General features: G+C 52.3%; 19 protein-coding genes and 1 riboswitch. Of the genes, 14 read left to right on the top strand and 5 right to left on the bottom strand.

Features of this window, described 5'->3' with window-relative positions; translation table 11 throughout:
- The first annotated feature begins 12 nt into the window (after positions 1–12).
- From MKX76_RS04980 to MKX76_RS05015, 8 genes are all read left to right on the top strand, one after another.
- Positions 13–555, top strand: a complete 543-nt coding sequence (locus MKX76_RS04980) for an NADPH-dependent FMN reductase (protein WP_007128441.1) — start codon at positions 13–15, stop codon at positions 553–555.
- Between the two features lie 118 nt (positions 556–673).
- On the top strand, positions 674–2,293 hold the full coding sequence (locus tag MKX76_RS04985; protein ID WP_251537607.1) for a response regulator: 1,620 nt from the start codon (positions 674–676) through the stop codon (positions 2,291–2,293).
- On the top strand, positions 2,290–4,086 hold the full coding sequence (locus MKX76_RS04990; protein WP_007128439.1) for a cache domain-containing sensor histidine kinase: 1,797 nt from the start codon (positions 2,290–2,292) through the stop codon (positions 4,084–4,086). Before MKX76_RS04985 ends, MKX76_RS04990 begins: the two co-directional genes overlap by 4 nt.
- Positions 4,083–5,066 carry a substrate-binding domain-containing protein gene (locus MKX76_RS04995; RefSeq protein WP_007128438.1) on the top strand — a complete coding sequence of 328 codons (984 nt, stop codon included), beginning with the start codon at positions 4,083–4,085 and terminating at the stop codon, positions 5,064–5,066. Before MKX76_RS04990 ends, MKX76_RS04995 begins: the two co-directional genes overlap by 4 nt.
- Positions 5,067–5,210: 144 nt before the next feature.
- Positions 5,211–6,710: a sugar ABC transporter ATP-binding protein gene (locus MKX76_RS05000; RefSeq protein ID WP_007128437.1), complete on the top strand. Its 1,500-nt coding sequence runs from the start codon at positions 5,211–5,213 to the stop codon at positions 6,708–6,710.
- 43 nt (positions 6,711–6,753) lie between these two features.
- Entirely contained in the window at positions 6,754–7,722 is a 969-nt protein-coding gene (locus tag MKX76_RS05005; RefSeq protein WP_341033124.1) for an ABC transporter permease, read from the top strand.
- A gap of 145 nt (positions 7,723–7,867) precedes the next feature.
- Positions 7,868–8,884, top strand: a complete 1,017-nt coding sequence (locus tag MKX76_RS05010; RefSeq protein WP_007128435.1) for an ABC transporter substrate-binding protein — start codon at positions 7,868–7,870, stop codon at positions 8,882–8,884.
- A gap of 328 nt (positions 8,885–9,212) precedes the next feature.
- Positions 9,213–9,662 (top strand): macro domain-containing protein, encoded by a 450-nt coding sequence (locus MKX76_RS05015; RefSeq protein WP_007128434.1) that lies wholly within the window; start codon positions 9,213–9,215, stop codon positions 9,660–9,662.
- 92 nt (positions 9,663–9,754) lie between these two features.
- Here the strand turns inward: MKX76_RS05015 and MKX76_RS05020 are convergent, their stop codons facing one another.
- The 5 genes from MKX76_RS05020 to MKX76_RS05040 form a co-directional block, all read right to left on the bottom strand.
- Positions 9,755–10,882 carry a hypothetical protein gene (locus MKX76_RS05020; RefSeq protein ID WP_251537605.1) on the bottom strand — a complete coding sequence of 376 codons (1,128 nt, stop codon included), beginning with the start codon at positions 10,880–10,882 and terminating at the stop codon, positions 9,755–9,757.
- Between the two features lie 257 nt (positions 10,883–11,139).
- Positions 11,140–11,691, bottom strand: coding sequence for an AAA family ATPase (locus tag MKX76_RS05025; RefSeq protein ID WP_251537604.1), 552 nt, complete (start codon positions 11,689–11,691; stop codon positions 11,140–11,142).
- Positions 11,692–12,088: 397 nt separating this feature from the next.
- Positions 12,089–13,282 (bottom strand): CobW family GTP-binding protein, encoded by a 1,194-nt coding sequence (locus MKX76_RS05030; RefSeq protein ID WP_251537603.1) that lies wholly within the window; start codon positions 13,280–13,282, stop codon positions 12,089–12,091.
- 15 nt (positions 13,283–13,297) lie between these two features.
- Positions 13,298–14,248, bottom strand: coding sequence for a TIGR03943 family putative permease subunit (locus tag MKX76_RS05035; protein ID WP_007128430.1), 951 nt, complete (start codon positions 14,246–14,248; stop codon positions 13,298–13,300).
- Positions 14,249–14,279: 31 nt separating this feature from the next.
- Positions 14,280–15,290 carry a permease gene (locus tag MKX76_RS05040; RefSeq protein ID WP_007128429.1) on the bottom strand — a complete coding sequence of 337 codons (1,011 nt, stop codon included), beginning with the start codon at positions 15,288–15,290 and terminating at the stop codon, positions 14,280–14,282.
- A gap of 149 nt (positions 15,291–15,439) precedes the next feature.
- A riboswitch (ZMP/ZTP riboswitch) is annotated at positions 15,440–15,519 on the top strand.
- A 71-nt stretch (positions 15,520–15,590) separates the two neighbouring features.
- Here MKX76_RS05040 and MKX76_RS05045 point away from each other — a divergent pair.
- The 6 genes from MKX76_RS05045 (at position 15,591) to MKX76_RS05070 (ending at position 21,046) form a co-directional block, all read left to right on the top strand.
- Positions 15,591–16,439 carry a bifunctional 5,10-methylenetetrahydrofolate dehydrogenase/5,10-methenyltetrahydrofolate cyclohydrolase gene (locus MKX76_RS05045; protein ID WP_007128428.1) on the top strand — a complete coding sequence of 283 codons (849 nt, stop codon included), beginning with the start codon at positions 15,591–15,593 and terminating at the stop codon, positions 16,437–16,439.
- A gap of 272 nt (positions 16,440–16,711) precedes the next feature.
- Complete coding sequence (locus MKX76_RS05050; protein ID WP_213616608.1) at positions 16,712–17,512, top strand: Cof-type HAD-IIB family hydrolase; 801 nt, start codon at positions 16,712–16,714, stop codon at positions 17,510–17,512.
- 302 nt (positions 17,513–17,814) lie between these two features.
- Entirely contained in the window at positions 17,815–18,249 is a 435-nt protein-coding gene (locus tag MKX76_RS05055; protein WP_007128426.1) for a MarR family winged helix-turn-helix transcriptional regulator, read from the top strand.
- A gap of 105 nt (positions 18,250–18,354) precedes the next feature.
- Positions 18,355–19,392: an NADH:flavin oxidoreductase/NADH oxidase gene (locus MKX76_RS05060; RefSeq protein ID WP_007128425.1), complete on the top strand. Its 1,038-nt coding sequence runs from the start codon at positions 18,355–18,357 to the stop codon at positions 19,390–19,392.
- Between the two features lie 278 nt (positions 19,393–19,670).
- Positions 19,671–20,027: a PadR family transcriptional regulator gene (locus MKX76_RS05065; RefSeq protein WP_341033125.1), complete on the top strand. Its 357-nt coding sequence runs from the start codon at positions 19,671–19,673 to the stop codon at positions 20,025–20,027.
- Entirely contained in the window at positions 20,024–21,046 is a 1,023-nt protein-coding gene (locus tag MKX76_RS05070) for a hypothetical protein (protein ID WP_341033126.1), read from the top strand. The genes MKX76_RS05065 and MKX76_RS05070 overlap by 4 nt, the downstream gene beginning before the upstream one ends.
- Positions 21,047–21,125 lie beyond the last annotated feature (79 nt).

Below are 21,125 nucleotides of genomic sequence, written 5' to 3' on the forward strand. Positions count from 1 at the left end.
CTGGAGGGAATCATGAAAGTTGCAATCGTTGTAGGAAGCATTAGAAAAGAGTCGTACAACCGGAAGCTGGCGGAATATTTGAAAAAGCGGTATGCGGATCAGATCACATTTGAAATTGCGGATATTCGCCCGCTTCCTTTTTACGATGAAGACATTGAGCTGGACCCGCCTAAGGCCGTCAAGGAGTTTAAAGAGCAGATTGCTGCCGCGGACGCGGTATTATGGATCACGCCGGAGTATAATTATTCCATACCGGGCGTGCTCAAGAACGCGCTGGATTGGTTATCGCGCGTCGATAAGGTTATGAACGGAAAGCCGTCATGGATCATGGGCGCATCGATGGGTCAGCTGGGAACGGTTCGCGCACAAGAGCATCTGCGGGATATCCTTTTTTCCGTGGGCATCACATCTCCGCTGCTGCCGAACAATGAGGTTTATATCGGCGCCGTCCATGAGAAGATGGATGAATCCGGTAAGCTGATTCATGAACCGACGATCCGTTTCCTCGATCTCGTGGTCAACAATTTCATCACATGGATGAATACCCGCAAGTAGATAACAGATCATGGAGCCCTTTGGCAGTTGCCTGCCGAAGGGCTTTTCCTGTATATTCACCTCATAACGCGACAAAATCAACAAAAATGTGAATTGCTTCGGATGGGGGAGATGCTGCGTGTACAAAATCCTGATCGTGGATGATGAACCGATCGTAAGGGAAGGCATTAGAGAGCGGATTCAATGGGCCAAACATGGATATGAATGCATCGGAGCCTGCGAGAACGGACGCGAAGCGCTGGAGGTAATGGCCCAAGAACGGCCGGACGTGGTGCTGACGGACATCTGCATGCCATACATGGACGGGCTGGAGCTGTCCCGTCATATCGTGGAGAAGTATCCGAAGACGCGGATTATTATTTTGACCGGCTTTGATGATTTCGATTACGCGCAGCAGGCGGTGAAGCTGCAGGTAACAGACTTTATTTTGAAACCGATTACATCCGCAGAACTGCGCGAGCTGCTGGACAAAATCAAACTGGAAATGGACGAGGAGAGCGGCCGCAACGAGCATCTTCTAAGGATGAAGCAGGAGCTGAAGAACAGCATGGCGCTGCTCTCGGAGCGCTTTCTGGAACGCCTGGCTTCATCGCCGATGCGAAGAGCGGATATCACGGCCAAGCTGGCGTACTTCAATATTCCGCTAAACGGGCCGTTATATATCGCCATGACAGCTGAGATAGACGAGCCGTCGCTGTATGGGGAGACGGCTGATGTGGAGCTGTATGCCTTTGCCCTTTACAACATTGTTCAAGAGATTGCAGGGAGCGCGCAAGAATCGGCGGTTTTTCGTTTCAAAGAACATAAGGTCATGGCAGTGCTGTCAGGATCAAATGCGGAAGAGCTGCATGCACAGGCATATAAGCTGGCCGAAGACATTCGTAATTCCGTGAAGGAATATATGAAGTTTACGGTAACGGTCGGTATTGGGACCGTACGCAGCGATGTAGCCGAGATCCGGCATTCCTGCCGCGCTTCCGAAGCCGCCCTGGAGTACCGGCTGCTGATGGGGCCTGATCAGGTCGTGAACATTACGGACCTGGAGGTGCGCGGGGGGAAGCCTCTTCAAGACGGCTTCGAAGCTGAGGCGGCGCTTGTGTCGGCGATCCGTGCGGGGACCGCTTCCGAGGTCGACCATTGCATCCAGCGGCTGATCCAGGAAATTGGAAGCGCTTCAATGCCGATTGAATTATGCCATGTGCGGATTCTGCGCGTGATGCTGGCCGTGCTGCAGACCTTGATGGAGATGGGAAGCAACGATCATGATCTGTTCGGGATGGAGAAGAGGCTGCTGTCCGACTTGTATTCCTTCCGATCGCTGGAGCAGATCGAGGTGTGGCTGAAAGGCGTATGCGGGGAGGCGCTGCGAGGCGTGGCGCAGACCCGTAAGGATCTAACCCGCAGTCAAATGATGGAGGCTGTGGATTACATACATTCCCACTATAGCGATCCGGATCTGTCCGTAAAGACGGTCAGCAGCCGCATTTTCATGAGTACCAGCTATTTCAGCGCGCTCTTTAAGGCGCATACCGGCCGGACCTTCGTGGAATACGTGACCGATATCCGGATGGATAAGGCGAAGGAGCTGCTCAAGCAATCGGGAATGAAGACGTACGAGATTGCTGCGAGCACGGGGTACCAGGATCCGCAGTATTTTAGCGTCCTGTTCAAGAAGCATACGGGCGATACACCGACGGAATATCGAAACCGGATCACGGCTGGGGGAGAGCGGCGATGAGACCGTCCACCCGCATCAAAAGCATTCAGTCCCGCATCGCCGGCTCCTTCGTCATGCTCGTTCTGTTCACGGCGCTGCTGCTGATTTTTATCTCCTACCCGTTGTCGGAATCGGCGGTCCGGGAGACAGCGGAAAATTACACCTCCGAGCTGATTAACCAAGTGAATGCGAATATTGAGACCTATATCACCGGCATGAAGGACATGTCTTTGGCGGCCATGAACAATCCGAATGTACGTGAATATCTCGTTTCCGGCGGCGGGCTTGAGCCGGAAGAGCTGGCCAAGCTGAAGAGGAAGATCTCCGGCTACTTCCACTCCATCCTCGTCTCCCGTAAGGATATCGCCTCCATCCATATCTTCGGATACAACGGGACCTTCATCTCGGACCGCATGGATACGGAGCTGAATCCGAACATCTCGCTGCAGGAACAGGACTGGTACCGGCAGGCGCAAGAGCATAAAGGACAGGCGGTCATCTCCTCCTCGCATGTGCAGCCTGTCGTTAAGGACGAGTACCGATGGGTCGTCTCGCTTAGCCGGGAGCTGAGCGGATCGGATCCGGACAAGGGGATCGGCATTCTTTTGATCGACTTGAACTTCAAAGTCATCAACGACATGCTCAGCAAGCTGGACCTTGGCAACCGGGGGTACGTATTTGTAATCGACAAGGAAGGCCGTATCGTCTACCATCCGCAGCAGCAGCTGCTCTACAGCAATTTGAAGACTGAACGGTTGGAGCAAGTGCTGCAAGATACCCGGGGCGGATTTGTAGTGAAGGAAGACGGAGGCAGTCGGATTTACAGCATCAAAGACACGGATTTCGGGTGGAAAATCGTCGGCGTGTTCTACGAGAATGAGCTTGTTGACAACAAAAGGCAGATGCAGCGCTCATTTGCCATTGCGGGGATGCTCTGCCTCGGCGTCGGGGTGCTGTTATCATTCCTTCTTTCCCGTAACTTGACGCGCCCGATCAAACGCCTGCAGGAAACGATGGCGGAGGTTGAGAAGGGGAATTTCGATATCCGGGTTCCGGTCGGCCATTCCAAGGAAATTTCCAGCTTGGCCCGCAGCTTTAATGTCATGGTGCTCAAGATCAAGGAGCTCATGAACCAGATCGTCGTCGAGCAGGAGGTCAAACGAAAAAGCGAGCTGAATGCGCTGCAAGCGCAGATTAACCCGCATTTTCTGTATAACACGCTGGATTCCATCATTTGGATGGCGGAGAGCAAAAAGCATGACGAGGTGATTCTAATGACGTCGGCGCTAGCCAGACTGTTCCGGGCGTCGCTCAGCAAGGGCAGGGAAATGATCCCGATTGCTACGGAGATCGAGCATATTACGAGTTATTTAAACATCCAGCAGATGCGGTATCAGGATAAAATCCGGTTCACGCAGAGTGTTGATCCGAGCCTTTACCCGTACGTGACGCTGAAGGTGCTCCTTCAGCCCCTCGTGGAGAACGCGATTTACCACGGCATCAAGAACAAGCAGGGACCCGGCAGCATCGTCATCAGCGGCGAGCTGCAAGGCGACCGCATTATGCTGCGGGTGGCGGATGACGGGATCGGGATGGCCCCGGACAAGCTTTCCAAGCTGTTGACCGCTCCGGGGAAGGAGCGATCCAAGACGAGCGTAGGCATCGCGAATGTGCATCAGCGGATCCAGCTGTATTTTGGTCCCGAATACGGCTTGTCCTATGAAAGCGAGCCAGGTGCCGGAACGACCGTTACTGTCACCATTCCGGCCATCCGAGTCGAGGAGCTTGCAGGAAGGGGGGAGAAGCTGTCGTGAGATCAACGATTCGTTTGCGATATGTTCTGCTGGCCGCCGTCGCGGCTTTGGTCTTCGGAGTTGCCTTGTATCAGCTGATCGGCGGGGGACGTCAGGCCCCCCCTAAAATAACCGTAGCCGTTAAAGCGATGGACGAAATCGAATTTTGGCGCGTCTTGATTGACGGCGTTCATACGGCTTCGCGGGAGTTCAATGTGGAGGTATCCGTCATTGGTCCGCCGAAGGAGGTCGACGTCGACCGGCAGATCGAGCTGATCGAGGCGGCGATACCGGAGAAACCGGACGCTATCGTCATGGCTGCAGGCGACTATCATCGCCTTGTTCCGGTGGCAGAGAAAATTCACCAGGCGGGGATTCCCTTAGTCATGATCGACTCGGCCGTGCAGGGAAGCTACGCGGAAACCCTGATTGCAACCGATAATTTCGGTGCCGGGCAGAAAGCCGGCAAAGAACTTGCCGCTCTGCTTCCTGGGAATGCGCAAGTCGCGATTGTAAGCTTTGTACAAGGCGCCTCGACTCAAATTGAGAGGGAGCAGGGCGTTCGCAGCATCCTTGAAGGGAGAGCCGGGACGGAGATTGTCGGCACCTATTTCAGCGAAGGCATGGAAGAGCGCGCTTACGAGATCACGATGAAGCTGCTGCAGGAGCGTCCGGACCTGGATGGGATCGTTGGCTTGAACGAACCGTCCACCGTCGGCGCCGGAAGAGCCATTCGCGAGCTGGGTCTCACGGGACAAGTCAAGCTGGTCGGCTTCGACAGCTCAATCAAGGAGGTCAAGCTGCTCGAGGAGGGGGTCATTCAATCGATTATCGTGCAAAAGCCGTTTAACATCGGCTATTTGGGTGTAAAAACCGCCCTTTCCGTACTGGAAGGCGATAAGGTTCCAGACAAGGTGTATACCGACTCGGTCGTCATTCACAAAAGCAATATGTATACCGAAGAAAATCAGAAGCTGCTCTTTCCCTTTGTGGAGGAGTAGCTTTTTCCTTTATCGAGTGGGTTTTTCAATGAGAGAAAAATCATAGATTTTTCAACATCGCGAAGAGAATATTCCATTCCGGCGGGCTGCACTCCACAGGTAGAATGATCGTAAAAGGCTCCACTGCTAGAGAGGTGAATGACTGTGAGCGAAATACTTGTGCATATGGAAGGAATCACCAAGAAATTTCCCGGCGTGATGGCGCTGAACGGATGCCGCTTCGAGCTGAGGAAAGGCGAGGTTCATGCGCTTATGGGCGAAAACGGGGCCGGCAAGTCCACGATGATGAAGATATTGACGGGCGTATACCAGAAGGATGAGGGCAGCATCACGTACAAAGGCAGGACCGTCGAAATCAACCACCCGAAAGCGGCTCAGGATGCGGGGATCAGCATGATTCACCAAGAATTGAACCTCGCGCCCGATCTGACCGTCGCTCAAAATATTTACATCGGACGGGAGCCGCGGCGGAAACTCGGGCTGTTCCTCGACGAAAAGGCGCTCAACCGCCAAGTGGAGGCGCTGTTCGAGCGCATGGGACTCGTTATGGACCCTTCCGCGCTGGTGGCGGATTTAACGGTTGCGAGGCAGCAGATGGTCGAAATCGCGAAGGCGTTGTCTTACAACGCCGATGTGCTGGTGATGGATGAGCCGACGGCAGCATTGAGCGAAGCGGAGATCGAGGATTTGTTCCGCATCATCCGGCAGCTTCGCGCCGAAGGAGTTGGAATCGTTTACATCTCGCACCGGATGGATGAAATCAAACGGATTACGGATCGCATCACCGTGATGCGCGACGGTCAATACATCGCCACCGTCCCGACCGCGGAAGTCTCCACGCAGGACATCATCTCCATGATGGTCGGGCGCCAGATTTACGATACGTCCAAGCCCGAGGGCGTCTCACGTGATCGGGAGACCGTGCTTGAGGTCCAGGGGGTAAGCCGCGGAAGGGTCCTGAGCGACGTCAGCTTCACCTTGAAAAAAGGAGAAATTCTGGGCGTTGCCGGGCTGGTCGGCGCTGGGCGCACGGAATTAGCCCGGGTGATCTTCGGGGCAGACCGGCCGGATGCGGGAGAGATCCGCGTTCACGGACAGCCCGTGCGAATGAAGGGACCCCATGATGCGGTGCGCCACGGCATCGGTTATTTATCCGAGGACCGGAAGCGCTTCGGCTGTATCGTTGATCTGGACGTGAAGAGCAACGTTGCGATCGCTTCCTACCGGCGCTTTCTGAAGCCGGCGGGATGGATGGACACCGGCCGAATCCGGCAAGAAGCGGAGCGGATCGTAGATCGACTAAGGGTGAAAACGCCGCATGTTGACCAGGAAGTCAAGTTTCTCTCCGGCGGGAATCAACAGAAGGTCGTCATCGGAAAGTGGCTGACCCGTGACTGCGATATTCTCATCTTCGACGAGCCGACGCGCGGCATTGACGTAGGCGCGAAGAGCGAGATCTACAAATTGCTGAACGAGCTGGCTGCTCAAGGCAAATCGATCATCATGATCTCGTCGGAGCTGCCGGAGATTCTTCGGATGAGCCACCGGATCATCGTGATGTGCGAAGGCAGAATAACCGGCGAGCTTGGGCATGAGGAAGCAACGCAGGAGAACATCATGCAATTGGCAACGGCAGCGATGTGAGCGATTTACGGAATCTAACCATACGAAAGGAAAGATACAAGCCATGAATCTACACCTGAAATCAGGCGCACTGCAGCAGGTGCTCGCTCTTGCAAGCTTGGTTGTGCTTCTTGTCACTTTTTCGATTTCGTCAGGCAACTTTTTTCAATTCTCCAATCTGATCGGCATTCTGTTGTCCACGGCGGTCATCGGCGTACTGGCTCTTGGCTCGACCTTCGTGATCATAACGGGAGGCATCGACCTGTCTGTTGGCACGGTCATGACCTTAAGTGCGGTCATGACCGGCGTATTCATTACGTTCTGGGGGCTGCCCGTCCCGGTCGGCATTCTCGGCGGCATCCTGACGGGCGCGCTGTGCGGGCTGCTGTCGGGAACGGCGGTTGCTAAGATGAAGATACCGCCGTTCATCGCCACCTTGGCCATGATGATGATCGCGAAAGGGCTGGCATTGATCATCTCGGGCGCGAAGCCAATTTATTTTACCGAAGCGGAAAGCTTTGCGAACATTTCCCAGGGAAGCGTGCTGGGCTCGCTGATTCCGGGCTTCGATATTCCGAATGCGGTGCTTATATTCTTCATTGCCGCGATTCTCGGCTTTCTGATTTTGTCAAAAACCATTATCGGTCGGTACAATGTCGCGCTCGGCAGCAACGAGGAAGCAACGCGGTTGTCGGGGGTCAACGTCGGTTACTGGAAAATTGTCATATACACCCTGACGGGTGCGTTCACTGGACTTGCCGGCGTTATGATGGCTTCCCGGCTGAATTCGGCGAACCCGGCCCTAGGCGCCGGATATGAGCTGGAGGCGATCGCGGCCGTCGTGCTTGGAGGCACCTCGCTCAGCGGAGGAAAGGGCACGATCATGGGTACGGTTATCGGCGCGCTGATCATGAGCGTGCTGACGAACGGATTGCGCATCTTGTCCGTACCGCAGGAGTGGCAGACGGTCGTCGTCGGATTCGTCATTATTTTGGCCGTGTATGCGGATATGCTCCGCAGAAGGAAAGCGTAGGAAGCTTCGTTCGGGAGGAAACTCATGCGGAGGGATCAGCGCCCTCATCCGACGGGCGGATTGCAGCGAATCACATGTTTGTAGACCTTCCTTCAGGAAGTTCTATAGATGGACATTTCATTCAAAGAACAAGGGGAGATTGAAGATGGGAAAAAAGCTATCGGTATTTGCGCTCGTGCTCATGCTCGCAGCGAGTCTGCTGTCCGCCTGCGGCAATGCAGGCAATGGAGCATCCGGCGGTGACAGTCCAAGCGAAGGGGGCTCGGGCAGCGGAGGTTCAGCCGCAGAAGGAGAAATCTACATTCCGATCATTTCCAAAGGGTTCCAGCACCAGTTCTGGCAAGCCGTAAAGTCAGGGGCTGAGCAAGCCGGCCAAGAGCTTGGCGTGCGCATTACCTTCGAAGGGCCGGAGACGGAATCCCAAGTGGATAAGCAGATTGAGATGCTGCAGGCTGCGCTGGACAAAAAGCCAAGCGCGATCGGATTCGCCGCGCTGGACAGCCAGGCTTCGATCCCGCTGCTGAAGAAAGCCCAGGAGAACAACATTCCGGTCATCGCATTTGACTCCGGGGTGGAAAGCGATATTCCGGTGACGACGGCGTCGACCGATAATATGGCAGCATCGGCACTGGCAGCCGATAAAATGGCGGAGCTGATCGGTGGCGAAGGCAAAATCGCCATGGTTGTTCATGATCAGACGAGTGTCACGGGCGTCAGCCGCCGCGACGGCTTCAAGAAGCAGATTGAGGAGAAGTATCCGAATATCCAGATCGTCGATATCCAGTACGGCGGCGGGGACCATCTGAAATCGACGGACCTGGCCAAGGCGATGATGCAGGCGCATCCGGATCTGAAAGGCATATTCGGTGCGAATGAAGGCTCGGCCGTCGGCGTCATTAACGCCGTGACCGAAATGAAGAAGGAAGGCCAGATTGTCGTGATCGGCTTTGATTCGGGCAAAGCCCAGATCGATGCGATCAAGAATGGTACGATGGCTGGAGCCATTACGCAAAATCCGGTTGGCATCGGCTATGAAACCGTGAAAGCCGCCTTGGCTGCCATCAAAGGCGAGAAGCTGGAGCCGCAGATTGACACAGGCTTCTACTGGTACGACAAGAACAACATCGACAGCGAGGAGATCAAGGCGGTAATTTACGAATAGGCACCATAAGCAAACCAGGGTGTCAATCATACAAAAGGGGAGCCCTAGAGGCTCCCCTTGTTCGTGCAGCATCCGCTTTACGCAAATGCCACCTCCGTATTCTGAATCAATTCGTTCAGCCTCCTTTCCGGTGAATTCCGTCCGGCCGGACATCTATATTAAACCATAGCCCTGGAGCAGGTTGTAGTGAATAAATAGGCTTAATTGTTTTTTACCAGCGACCCTAGTCTTGGGGCCCTTTACCAACTTCCGGAAGAGGGATACAATAAGGTACTAATGCTTGGGGAATACAAGCATGAATGAATGCATGAAGCATGGAGGAGTCGGGATGATTAAAATGGTTGAAGGGAGCTTGCTTGAAGCTGCTGAGGATATCATTGGGCACCAAGTAAATTGTCAAGGGGTTATGGGGTCCGGAATCGCTAAGCTGCTGCGAAACAAGTATCCGAGCTTATTTCCTGCTTATAAAGAATTTTGCCAAAACCACGATCCACATGATGTATTAGGCAAGTGCCTGATCGTCAAAACCGATAACAAATCCGTTGCCAATCTGTTTGGTCAGCTCAATTATGGAAGACAAAAAGTGAGGTACACGTATTATGAAGCTTTGAAGGAGTCCCTAGCCGCACTTAAGACGGAAGCACAAAAAGACGGTCTTAGCGTAGCTTTACCGTTCAACATTGGCTGCGGCCTGGCAAATGGGGATTGGAGTGTTGTATATGGAATCATTGAGGATGTTTTTCATGATTACGAGGTAACTTTGTACAAGGTAGAATGAATGATTTGTTCGCTAGGGCCAGCCGGAACGTCAGAAGTTTTTTAAGAATGGACGAAAAAAAGGGCAGTCCGTTGCTGCCCTAGAGATCGAGTTTAATAATCCGACCAAGAATCAAGTATACCATTATAGAAGTGCAAGTAAGTGTCGCCATAAATCCATTGATCCATAGTTAAATAGCTGCCCGTGTACGAACTATGATCATCGGGGGCCCCCCAGGATAGCAGCACCTGTTCCTGATTCATGCCTATAGCTATCTTTTGCTGAACGATCCGATTCCAGGTAGCAGAGTCCCACTTAGGGAATACGCTCTTGGGATTAACGGTGTAGAAACCTTGTTGTATTACCGTGCTGGGGTCATCATAAAAGGGAAGCTTAAAAGTAACATTAGCGCCGTTTGATCTTTTTGCAGTTACAATGAGATTATTTCCCTTCATCTTCACAGATTTAAAGTAGACCTTTTCAATATTTAAAAGAGGGTTGGATGAAGGTAATAGGTTTTTATTTGCCCAGTAATACTTGCCGGAATAAAAGCCGTTAACATTTTCATAATAAAAATAGGTACAGAATGTATCAGGTGTAGAACCAATTACCAGCTCTTCAACGACTACTCCATTATTCAGCAATATTTTAAAACTCGTTGTTTGTTTGCTGATTACTGCGATCTCAATGACCCGCCCAACCTTTTCTCCTTCATAGATGTATACCTTTTTCCCCATATAGGTCTTAAGATAGTCATCGGATACCCTTTTGATCTGGGACATTAATTTCTCTGATTTGGCTTTACCTTCTTTGTTGCTCCACAGAAAAATAGTATGAGATTCGTAAAACTCCTTACCGGACAGACCTGATATCTTATAAAAGTAGTCTAATTTTATATAAGTGGTCCCGTCTAATAAAACGGAATTACTTTCATTAATTTTGTATGTACCCTTATTTGACTTTACTGTGATTGGTTTAGAGTAGTCGATTGAAATGTTTTTAAGTTTGGATAATAATTTCACAGGAACATACGTACCCGGATTTTTTATTTTATCGATGGAATAGGCTTTTTCACGCGTTATAAGAATTTCGCCGTCTAAGAAAATGGCCTTTTCTTCTGATAAATAAGCATTGCCAGGTACAACGTTTGACGTTGCGTTTGATTCAGGTGATAAGAATATGGAAAAGAATGAGGTAAACAAAAAAATGATAAGCACTTTTGCTTTTAGTAGTTTTTTCATACGGCCTCCAAGATTATAGTCATTATGGTCTATGAGTAAAGTACCATAAATGGTTAACGGTTAGTAGGAAATAAAAGTAAAGTGAGTACCGCTTGTCCATTCTTTCCCGGTCTTTAGCCAGAATCGAGCGTACATCAACCAATACGTATATACCAAAGGATGATAGATCAATGGAATGCGTCATATTCGTTGGGACGAAGAACTGCCGAGGAACTGATTCAACGCGATTCGCTCGGAGTTTCACACGCGCATACAGCTTATAGCCATTCAAGCTTTCCCTCGCTCCAAACCCGCTCCCAGATGGCATCTACCGTCTGTTCAATGGTCAAATCCGACGTATCGAGCCATAAACCGATTTTTGGCGTTTCCTCACGCAGCCGCCGGTCCAGCTCTTCGGCTTCCCAAATGCCGTATCCTTTCTTATTCCGCTGCGCTTCCCTCTGAAGGAGGACTTCGGGGTTAGGCGTCAAAACGACGATATATACCGGGACGCCCTTTAAGTGGTTGCCCATAGTCTGCAAGTGAGGCCCGATGATGATATCCTGAAGCACGACCTGGAACCCGGCAGCGACATAGGCGGCCGCAGCGGAAGCGGAAAGACGATACCGCAGCTCAAGCTGGGCTAACGCTTCCTCTGAGGCGTCAGGCAGCAGTTCTTCCCTTCCTTTGACAATCATCCTTCGAAAGGTATCTCCCCGTAAATGAACGGCACGATCAAATTTTTCCGCCAATAGCTGGGCGATGGTGGATTTGCCGGAAGCCATGGCCCCCGTCACTATGATGACGCCAGGATTTTGTATATCAGACATTCGTAAAACCTCCTTATTGATGCATTGGATTCGCATTCGATACATCAATTCTAATTTTTGGTCATTTTGGTCAGCCAAAGAAAAGGTTGTTTGTGCCCTCGCGTGTCGACTTGATGCATTTCTGTCTTCAACGATAGCATAGAAACCGCATCGGAGGAGGGGAGAGCATCGTTCAAAACATTTTTTACCGACGATTATTAATAGATAAAAGGGAGCTAAATCTTCACAACTAAACTAGTCGTTATTACGATAAACAAGTGCTTGAAATATGAATATGGATTGAGATTGTGAAGCAGGGCATATGGCGTTTCATGTTCCGGCATAACTGCATATTAAACACGGGTACTGGGGGAATCACCCAGTACCGTGTTTTGTTCAAGTGACTCTAGAGCATGCTTTACCGGGTGATGCTCCGCATCCTTCTGTCCCATTCCTCGGTGATGCGGGACTTGTCGAGCCCGCTTCCGATTAGCGTGAGATACCCCCGCTGCAGCGGCAGGGAGCTGGATTTGTGCTCCAGCCTGCCCGCCGCCCACTGTACCAGCATAGAGCCTGAATCCAGGCGGACATAGCCTTTGGCCCGAAGGAGACCCGTTACGCCCTGGAAGAAGGCCTCTAGCTCCTGTTTTCCGGCGGTTAACGAGTCCGGCGACAAAAACGAGTCCGGCAAGGACAAGGTTAACGAATCCAGGCCGGCGTACGAGGTCGGCTCGTTGGGATCCCGATAGGTATGGGGAGGAGATTGGCTGCTGCCGTCTTCATGATGATGCCAGTGTCTTCCTTGGAGCCGATCCTGTGGAGCCGATGGCTCCGGCGCTAATCCAGCCGCATTTTCCGCCAAGCCGGGCGGAACTGCATGCGTACTGTTTGGAGCCGCAGTAGTTCCAGGCTCAGCGGTTTCCATATGGACAGGGGAGAAGCTTGTTCCGGCGGCGCTGCCGGACGCCATCCCGCCTTGGTTTCGAGGGGGGAGCGAGATGACTCCGAAAACTTCGGCTTCGTTAATGTGGGCATAGTCTGTCAGACGTAGCTTGGCGGTGCCGTTGATGTTCCGAACCGCCGCCGTCACTTTTCTCAGCATCTTGGCATCGCAATCGCCTGCCTTGTTCAGCAGAATGGTATCGGCGAAAGCGATCTGCCCCCGGAGCGTACGCACCAGACTGCGATCCGACGCGAAGAAGCTGTTGTATTCGAGCATTTTGCCGGCATCGACGACGGCCACCTTGCGCGCTATAGATATGCGTTCAGCCAATGATGGTTCGGCCAAATCTTCAAGAATTAGCTGCGGGTTCGCTACGCCGGTTGTTTCGATCAGGATGAGATCGGGACGCCGCTTGAGCTGCACATCCATCGCCAGTTCGAGCTCGCCGCGCTTCGTGCAGCAGATGCAGCCATCGAGCAGCTTCTCCACCGGAACGTCGGGCATGTCACCGGAAATAACCGCTCCGTCTACGTCCATTTCGCCCATTTCATTCATGATAACGGCCGTGTTCCACCGCTGAGTCTTTGCGTAGGCGAGCAGTCTGAGGAGCAGGGTTGTTTTGCCGCTGCCAAGAAAGCCGCTGATGATGATGACAGGTGTCTTGTTCATCTTCTTCACCTCCGGTTAGGGTTGAGCTGCCGGATACAGCTCATCAAACGCAGCTACAGAGTCCGGATTGGTAAAAATGTACGGCGAAGCCGGCTCTTCAATCGCCTCGATCGATTCGGCTTGAATCAGCAGGCGCTCCTCGCCTTCGATTTTCACGGTCTGGACCGTGCCTTCAATCGATACCCAGGTATCATTCTCGAAACGGGATGCTTGCTCTCCGCTCACGAGAATGCCGAACGGAACGGCATCGGCCGTGCAGCACATCAGCAAGAACCGGCTGACGGCAAACATGTTCTTATCCATGCTGTCATCCCTGAACACAAAGCCTTGGACCGAGATGGGCTTGCCGGCAAAGACAGGCTTATACATCTCGATCGCGCCGACGGTCTCGGAAAATATTTCGGGCCTTACCGTGACGGAGGGCATGGCGTACAGCCGCTTGGCCAGCTCCGCAAACTCCACGCTATACTTATCCCTCGGTGCGAACGGATCGACCGGGCTGCTTTCATTTCCGGTTGGGTTCGGTGCGCGGGCGCTGCCAGCGGCATCGGAATCTCCGGGTACATTCTCAGAACCGGTCCGCACATCCGGATTCGGATAGGTGTACACCATGCCCTTCTTGGCTGCCATGCTGCTCGCGAGAGGCTGATCGGGCACCAGCAATCCGAAGAGCAGGGGTAAGGCGAACAATCCGTAGACCGTTAAATTTCGGACAACGCCTCGGGGATGAGGGTGCTCGCAATCGCATACGTCGCCGGCGTCGCCCATTACGGCATGATATACCATGCCGAAGGCAATGAACAAAAGCGGTACCGGACAGAGCAGCAGAAGCGTCTGCATCTGCGGAGCCAGGTAGTATTCAAGGAGATTCGATTCATTTAAGTGCATGACATAAATAGCAAGAGCAGCCAGCAGCAGCGCACGAACAACATAATGAAACCGCGCACCTGCCGATGAATGGTTCATGGAAAGAGCTCACCTCCTTCTTGTTCACGGATTATCCGCCAAGCAGTATGTTCGCGATCAGGGAACCGACAAACACGAGCGTGACGATGACGACACTTAGCGCAATGACGAATCTCGTCTTAAATGCGGCGGATAGCATGAGCAGCGTTTTGAAATCGAGCATCGGGCCAAGCACGAGAAAGGACACGAGAGGGCCCACGGTAAAGGTATGCGTAAAAGCCGAAGCGACGAATGCATCCGACGTTGAGCAGAGCGAAAGGACAAACGCCAGACCCATCATGAACAGATAGGAGGACATCGGACCGCTCGCAAGAGAGAGCAGCTCCTCCCGCGGAATAAATGCTTGAATGCAGGCCGTGACAAACGCACCGAGCACTAAATATTTGCCCATATCCACCATTTCGTCACCAGCATGAACAAAAAGGCTGCGCCAAGTTTTGCTGTGTGCGTGGGATGGCCGGCTTCCGGCGGCTTCGACCTCGGCGGTGAAATCATGGAAGGAGCGCTTTAGCGGGTTATTCTTCACGAAAGCAAATACGAGCAAGCCGATCGTAACGGCAATCATGAAGGCCAGTCCCATTCGTCCGATCGTGATCTCGGGATGCGAACGGAATGCCATCATCGTTGCGGCAAGCACCACCGGATTCAGAATCGGGCCGCTGAGAAGAAAGGTGATCCCGACATAAGCCGGCATGCCTTTTAACATGAGCCGGCGCACAACAGGGATCATGCCGCACTCGCAGACGGGAAGGATCATCCCGAGCAGGGATGCGAACAGGACGCCGGGAACTGGATGCTTCGGCGTTAGGCGGCGAACCCATTCTTCCTTGACAAAGATTTGCAGCAGCGAAGAAATCAGCACCCCGAGCAGCACGAACGGCAGGGCCTCAAGGAAAATGCCGATGAATACAGTTTTAAGCTGCTGCACTTCGGTGCTGCCAAGCAGGGCGAGCCCGCTCCGGGGCATCGTCATGAGAGCCGGGAACAGAAAGAGCAGCGGCAGGAAGAACGGCAGCCATTTGAAAAAAGCCGGAATTTTCATGAAGGCCTCCTGACGAAAAAAATCATCTACGAGGACATTCTATGCTTGGACGAAAGACAACTTTCCAATTTAATCAAAAGAATTACGAATAACTCTTTCCACCGAAGCTATGGCGTATTCCCGCAAGCTCATGGTATAGTAGTAGTACGTAGACTATGCGTTACTGGCGTAGCTTGGGGTACCAAGAGGGAGCGCATAGTTTCATATGCCGTACGCCTGGGCAAGAGGTAAGGAGACGATCATGTCGCCTTGCCTCTTTATGTTTTTATTGACTAACAATGGCGAAGGAGCGGGTTGAACATGAGTACAGAAACGTTGATTTTGGATGGGAAAGCGGTATCGGATGATCTAAAGGTTAAGTTGGCCGTCAAGGTCGAGCAGCTTAAAGCCAAGGGAGTCACTCCTTGCTTGGCTACGATCCTCGTCGGGGATGATCCGGCTTCGGCAACCTATGTGCGAATGAAGGGGAATGCATGCCAGCGCCTGGGGATCGAATCCCGGAAAATCGAGCTGAAGGCGTCGACGACCACCGAGGAGCTCATCGCGGCCATTCGGCAGCTGAATGAGGACTCGGCAGTGCATGGCATTCTGCTCCAGCATCCGGTTCCGCATCATATTGATGAAAGAGCGGCATTCGATGCGATCGCGATCGAAAAGGATGTGGACGGCGTGACCACGCTCGGCTTCTCGCAAAATGCGTTCGGTTTCGCGGACTATCCGTCCTGCACCCCGGCAGCGATTATCGCGATCATGGATTATTACAAGCTTCCGATCGAAGGCAAGCATGCCGTGGTTATCGGCCGCAGCCCGATTCTCGGCAAGCCGGTCTCGATGATGCTGCTAAACCGCAACGCTACGGTGACGATCTGCCACTCCAAAACGAACAATCTAGGCGACATCGTCGCGCAAGGGGATATTGTCGTTGCTGCGGTCGGCAAGCCAAAGTTCATTCAAGGCGAGTGGATCAAGCCGGGGGCGGTAGTGCTTGACGCCGGCTACAACAAAGGCAATGTCGGAGATGTCGATTATGAGGCGTGTGCGGAGCGCGCGTCGGCCATCACGCCGGTTCCGGCAGGCGTCGGGCCGGTAACGATTGCCACGCTGCTGAAGCATACGGTTGAGGCGGCCGAAAGAACACTGAAGTCCTAATCGTGGATAATGCAATGCAAATGAACCGGGTCCTTTTGAAGGCTCGGTTTTCTTTTGAATAGGATGCCGAGAGAAGACTTCCCGTTCCGGCTATATGCGGAGAGCCCTTGTGCGGATTGTCTTTCACCAAGGTTGGGTCACCTAGGATAAGTTAAAAAGCATGATGGATTCGTGTTGTTGGAAGATCATGAGGTATAAATTGTTGCTTGCTCTGAAATGCTTTTCATCATTTACAATACACCCATCAGCTATGAAAAGAGGGGCGAGGGCTATTGAATAAAAAATTAATTTTCTTTGACATCGACGGAACGCTGCTCGATCACGACAAGCGGATCCCGGAGTCGACGCTGGAGTCCATTGAACAATTAAAAGACAACGGGCATGAAGTCGCGATTGCGACCGGTCGCGCTCCCTATCATTTCGAGGAAATCCGCGAGCAGCTCGGCATCGATTCCTATGTGTCCTTGAACGGGCAATATGTCGTTCACCAGGGCAAGCCGATCTACGGGAACCCGATGCCTCCCGAGCAGCTGCAGCAGCTGACCGAGCTGGCGGTGCGGATGGACCATCCGATCATCTATGCAGGAAGCGATGCAATGAAAATGAACGTGACTCACCACGAGCACATCGATTCCAGCTGGGGCGAGCTGAAGCTGACGATCCCGGAATATGATCCGGAGTACTATCTTGGACGGGATATTTTCCAGGCCATTGTGTTTTGCACCGAGGAGGAAGAGGAGGCATATCGGTCCAGCTTTGGAGGAAGGCTTGATCTGGTCCGCTGGGGTCCGTACGGCACCGATGTGCTTCCGGTCGGCGGTTCCAAAGCCGAAGGCATCCGGCAGTTTATCCAAGCGCTGGGCATGGACGTAGCCGATACCATCGCCTTTGGCGATTATCTGAATGATCTGGAAATGCTGTCGTATGTCGGCCATGGCGTAGCCATGGGGAACGCGCCCGACGTCGTCAAGCGCGCAGCCCGACACGTTACCAAGGATGTAGGCGAGGACGGCATCCGGCACGGGCTTCAAATGCTGGGCCTGCTGGATCCAAAACCGCAGGTGATGGCATAAGCAAGCTTTTATAAGCGCGTGCCTCTCCCGACCGGCTCGCAGTATGATATTGCCTGCTGCATGCACGACGTGCTTAGACGGTGCTTGGCGTCGCATCATTTCTTATCGTTCCGATCAACACACGAAAGGCTCGTTCCTTAAATGATAAGGAGCGGGCCTTTTTGCGAGATATCATGCGATGCAACAGGAAAAGCCGTTTGACGGCTGAAATGTGAGCTTGATATGATAAGTTAACAACAGCTGCCTTTCGGGTGGGAGAGACCTGCCATCTGAGGGCCATTAACCTAGAGCAGGTGGGAACGATGTCAACCAATCACAAACAAGATCTCATTACAAGCTGGCTGTCCTTGACGCAAACACAGGCGATGATCACAAATGAACTGGAACAGACGCTTCAGCAGCAGCACGACTTGTCGCTGAACGAGTTTTACGTGCTGTTATTTTTGTTCGAGGCTCCTGAAAAAAAGCTGCGGCTGCAGCAATTGCAAGCGATGGTCGGCCTCAGTCAAAGCGCGATCTCGAGGCTGGTCAGCCGCTTTGAAGCCAAGGGCTGCGGTGCAATGCAGCGGGCGATCTGCGAGAATGACCGCAGGGGGATATATACGTCGCTCACCTCCATTGGTGAAGACAAACTTCAACGGGCAAGAGCTACCGTGCTGAATGTGCTGGAGCAGCAATTCTCTTCTCCGAAATTCCGCCAAGGCGTCCAGAATATGATGGAGATTATGAAGTCCTGATTGTATCGAAATATTGACGAATGCTCCTTCGTCTGTTATTTTAAATGCATGCGCATGCATTTAATTTAGAGGATTACATGACATCAGGAGAGTGAAGGAAACCATATGGAACATTTATTCAGCCCCTTTACGTTGAAAGCTTTGAAACTGAAAAACCGGATCGTGATGCCGCCGATGTGTCAATATTCCGTTACGAACAAGGACGGTATCGCAACGGATTGGCATTATCTGCATTATGTGAGCCGCGCGGTCGGCGGAACCGGGCTCGTCATTGTTGAGATGACGGACGTAGAGCCTGACGGACGAATCTCGGACTACGACCTTGGTTTATGGTCCGATGAACAAATTGCGCCGCTTGCGCGCATCGTTGACGGAATCCACCAGCATGGCGCGAAGGCTGCGATCCAAATTGCCCATGCCGGCCGGAAGGCGGAGGACGCGCAGACGCCTGTCGCGCCGTCGGCCATTCCTTTTGACAATAATTCCAAAACGCCGAGAGCCCTGACGACCGAAGAAGTACAAGAGATGGTGGAGAAGTTCCGGTTGGCCGTACGCCGTGCCGTGCAAGCCGGCTTTGATGCCATCGAGCTGCATGGAGCTCACGGATACTTAATTCACCAGTTCCATTCACCATTAACGAATACAAGAACCGATGCATATGGCCAGGATTTAACGAGATTCGGCGTCGAGGTGATTCAAGCGGCCAAGAGCGAAATGCCTGACGATATGCCGCTGATCATGCGTATCTCTGCAAGGGAATACGTGGATGGCGGCTACGGTATCGAGGAAAGCATTGCGTTCTCCAAGGCATATCATGCTGCAGGGGTGGATATGTTCCATATCAGCGCTGGCGGCGAAGGCCCAATCGCTGCAGAGGGAAGACCGGGTACCCATGCGGCATACCAGGTTCCGCTGGCTCGACAAATCAAAGAAGCCCTGGGCGTACCGGTGATTGCTGTCGGCCGGCTGGATGAGCCGACTCTGGCGAATGCAGTCATCGGCAATGAAGAGGCGGATCTTGTTGCCGTTGGCAGAGGGATGCTGCGCAACCCGTATTGGGCGTTGGAAGCGGCAGCCGTTCTCAAGAAGGATACATCCATTCCAAGACAATACCTCAACGGATTTCCTAAACAGGCGCAATAATCATGAAGAATGCATGGAACGGTTTGCCTGCGTTAACTAGCGGGAAGTAACACGAGATCTCGAAATAATATCAAAATGAGCAATGCTCCATTCCGATTCCATTCATTTATTGGATATGAAAGGTTATCGATGGGTCACGACGACCCTTCGATAACCTTTTTTTGTTTGTCGTCTGGGTGGAATGGCGTGTAATCGCAAAAAATATTTTAAGAATTCATTATTGTCAGCTTTACAATAGTGTGTGACGTACACTATAATTATTTCCAGGAGTTGATGACATGTCTGAAGATCAAGAGATATTGCATGGACTGGTACAGGAGCTTCGAAGAGGCACGATCATTATTGGCGTGCTCAGCCAGTTGTCAGAGCCGCAGTATGGTTACTCCCTCGTTGCCATATTGCAGGAGAAGGGAATCGTCGTCGAGGCGGGCACGCTATACCCGCTGTTGCGAAGATTGGAGAAGCAAGGCCTGCTTGAAAGTCAGTGGGATACGAACGAGGCAAGACCTAGAAAGTACTACATCATTAGTAAGATGGGCAAGGAAATCTACAGCCAGCTGTACAGGGAATGGAAGGATATGATGACGAGCCTCGAGGGACTCGTCGACGCCAAGGAGGAGAAGAGAGACCCATGACGGATCTGATAAACAGGTATGTATATGCCGTAACCCAAAAGCTGCCCGTGCCGCAAAGGGCTGATATCGAAATGGAATTGCGGGGACTTATAGAGGACATGTTGGAGGACCGCGGGGCTCCAGGTGACGCAGCCAGCCGTGAGGATGTAGAACAGGTGCTGCTGAAGCTCGGCCCGCCAAACGAAATGGCGGCTCGATATAGGGTCAAGGAAAGGTATTTGATCGGTCCGGGATTGATCGACGGATACTGGTCAGTGCTGAAGATTGTGATATATTCTCTGGTGATCTTCCTCAGCATTTCGTATATTATTGAATATTTTTCGAGCACAGACAGCTCGGGGGAGACGCTGCTTGAATACTTTGTGACGATATTGAGTGTTAGCATTCAAGGGTTCGCATGGGTAACGGGGATTTTTGCCTTTATCGAATACCTTGGAGCACGAACCGACAAGGCGAAGGATTGGGAGCCGTCGCACCTGGAGCCCGTCCCCGATTCTGCTACGCGCATTAAGCCCATTGAGCCAATGATCGGTTTTTTGGCATCGATCCTGTTCTTTGTCGTGTTCACGTTCTCAATCGATTGGATCGGGGTGATCCGTTTTTCGGGCGAGCAATCCTTTAACATACCGGTGTTTGATAAAGAAGCGTTTGCGATCTATTTACCTTTCATCTGGGCCGTGACGGCGATCGGTATTTTGAAGGACACAATGAAACTCATCTTGCGAAAATGGACTTCTCAGCTGGTGGCTGTACATCTGATTTTCAATGTCGTATTTACGATTGCTGCCATCGTCATACTTTCGGATCCGGCCATCATGAACCCGACGTTTATGAACCAGCTCGTGGATGCCAACCTGCTGACCACGGGCGAAGAAACGTATAATACCGTAAACCGGATTTGGAATCAGTCTAGGGAAGGGCTCATTTACATCATCGTAATCATCAACCTAATGGATACTGTTTCCGTTGGGATGAAATGGTTCCGTCACAAAGACGGGCCAAGAGTACTAAGCAAGTAAACAGCACATCCGAATACAAGAGAATCATGAGGAGATATCGCCTAAGGAGTAGGCTGGTATCTTCTTTTTTTGCGGGAAC

This window comes from Paenibacillus sp. FSL R5-0810, assembly GCF_038002285.1.
Lineage (GTDB): Bacteria > Bacillota > Bacilli > Paenibacillales > Paenibacillaceae > Paenibacillus_AQ > Paenibacillus_AQ lactis.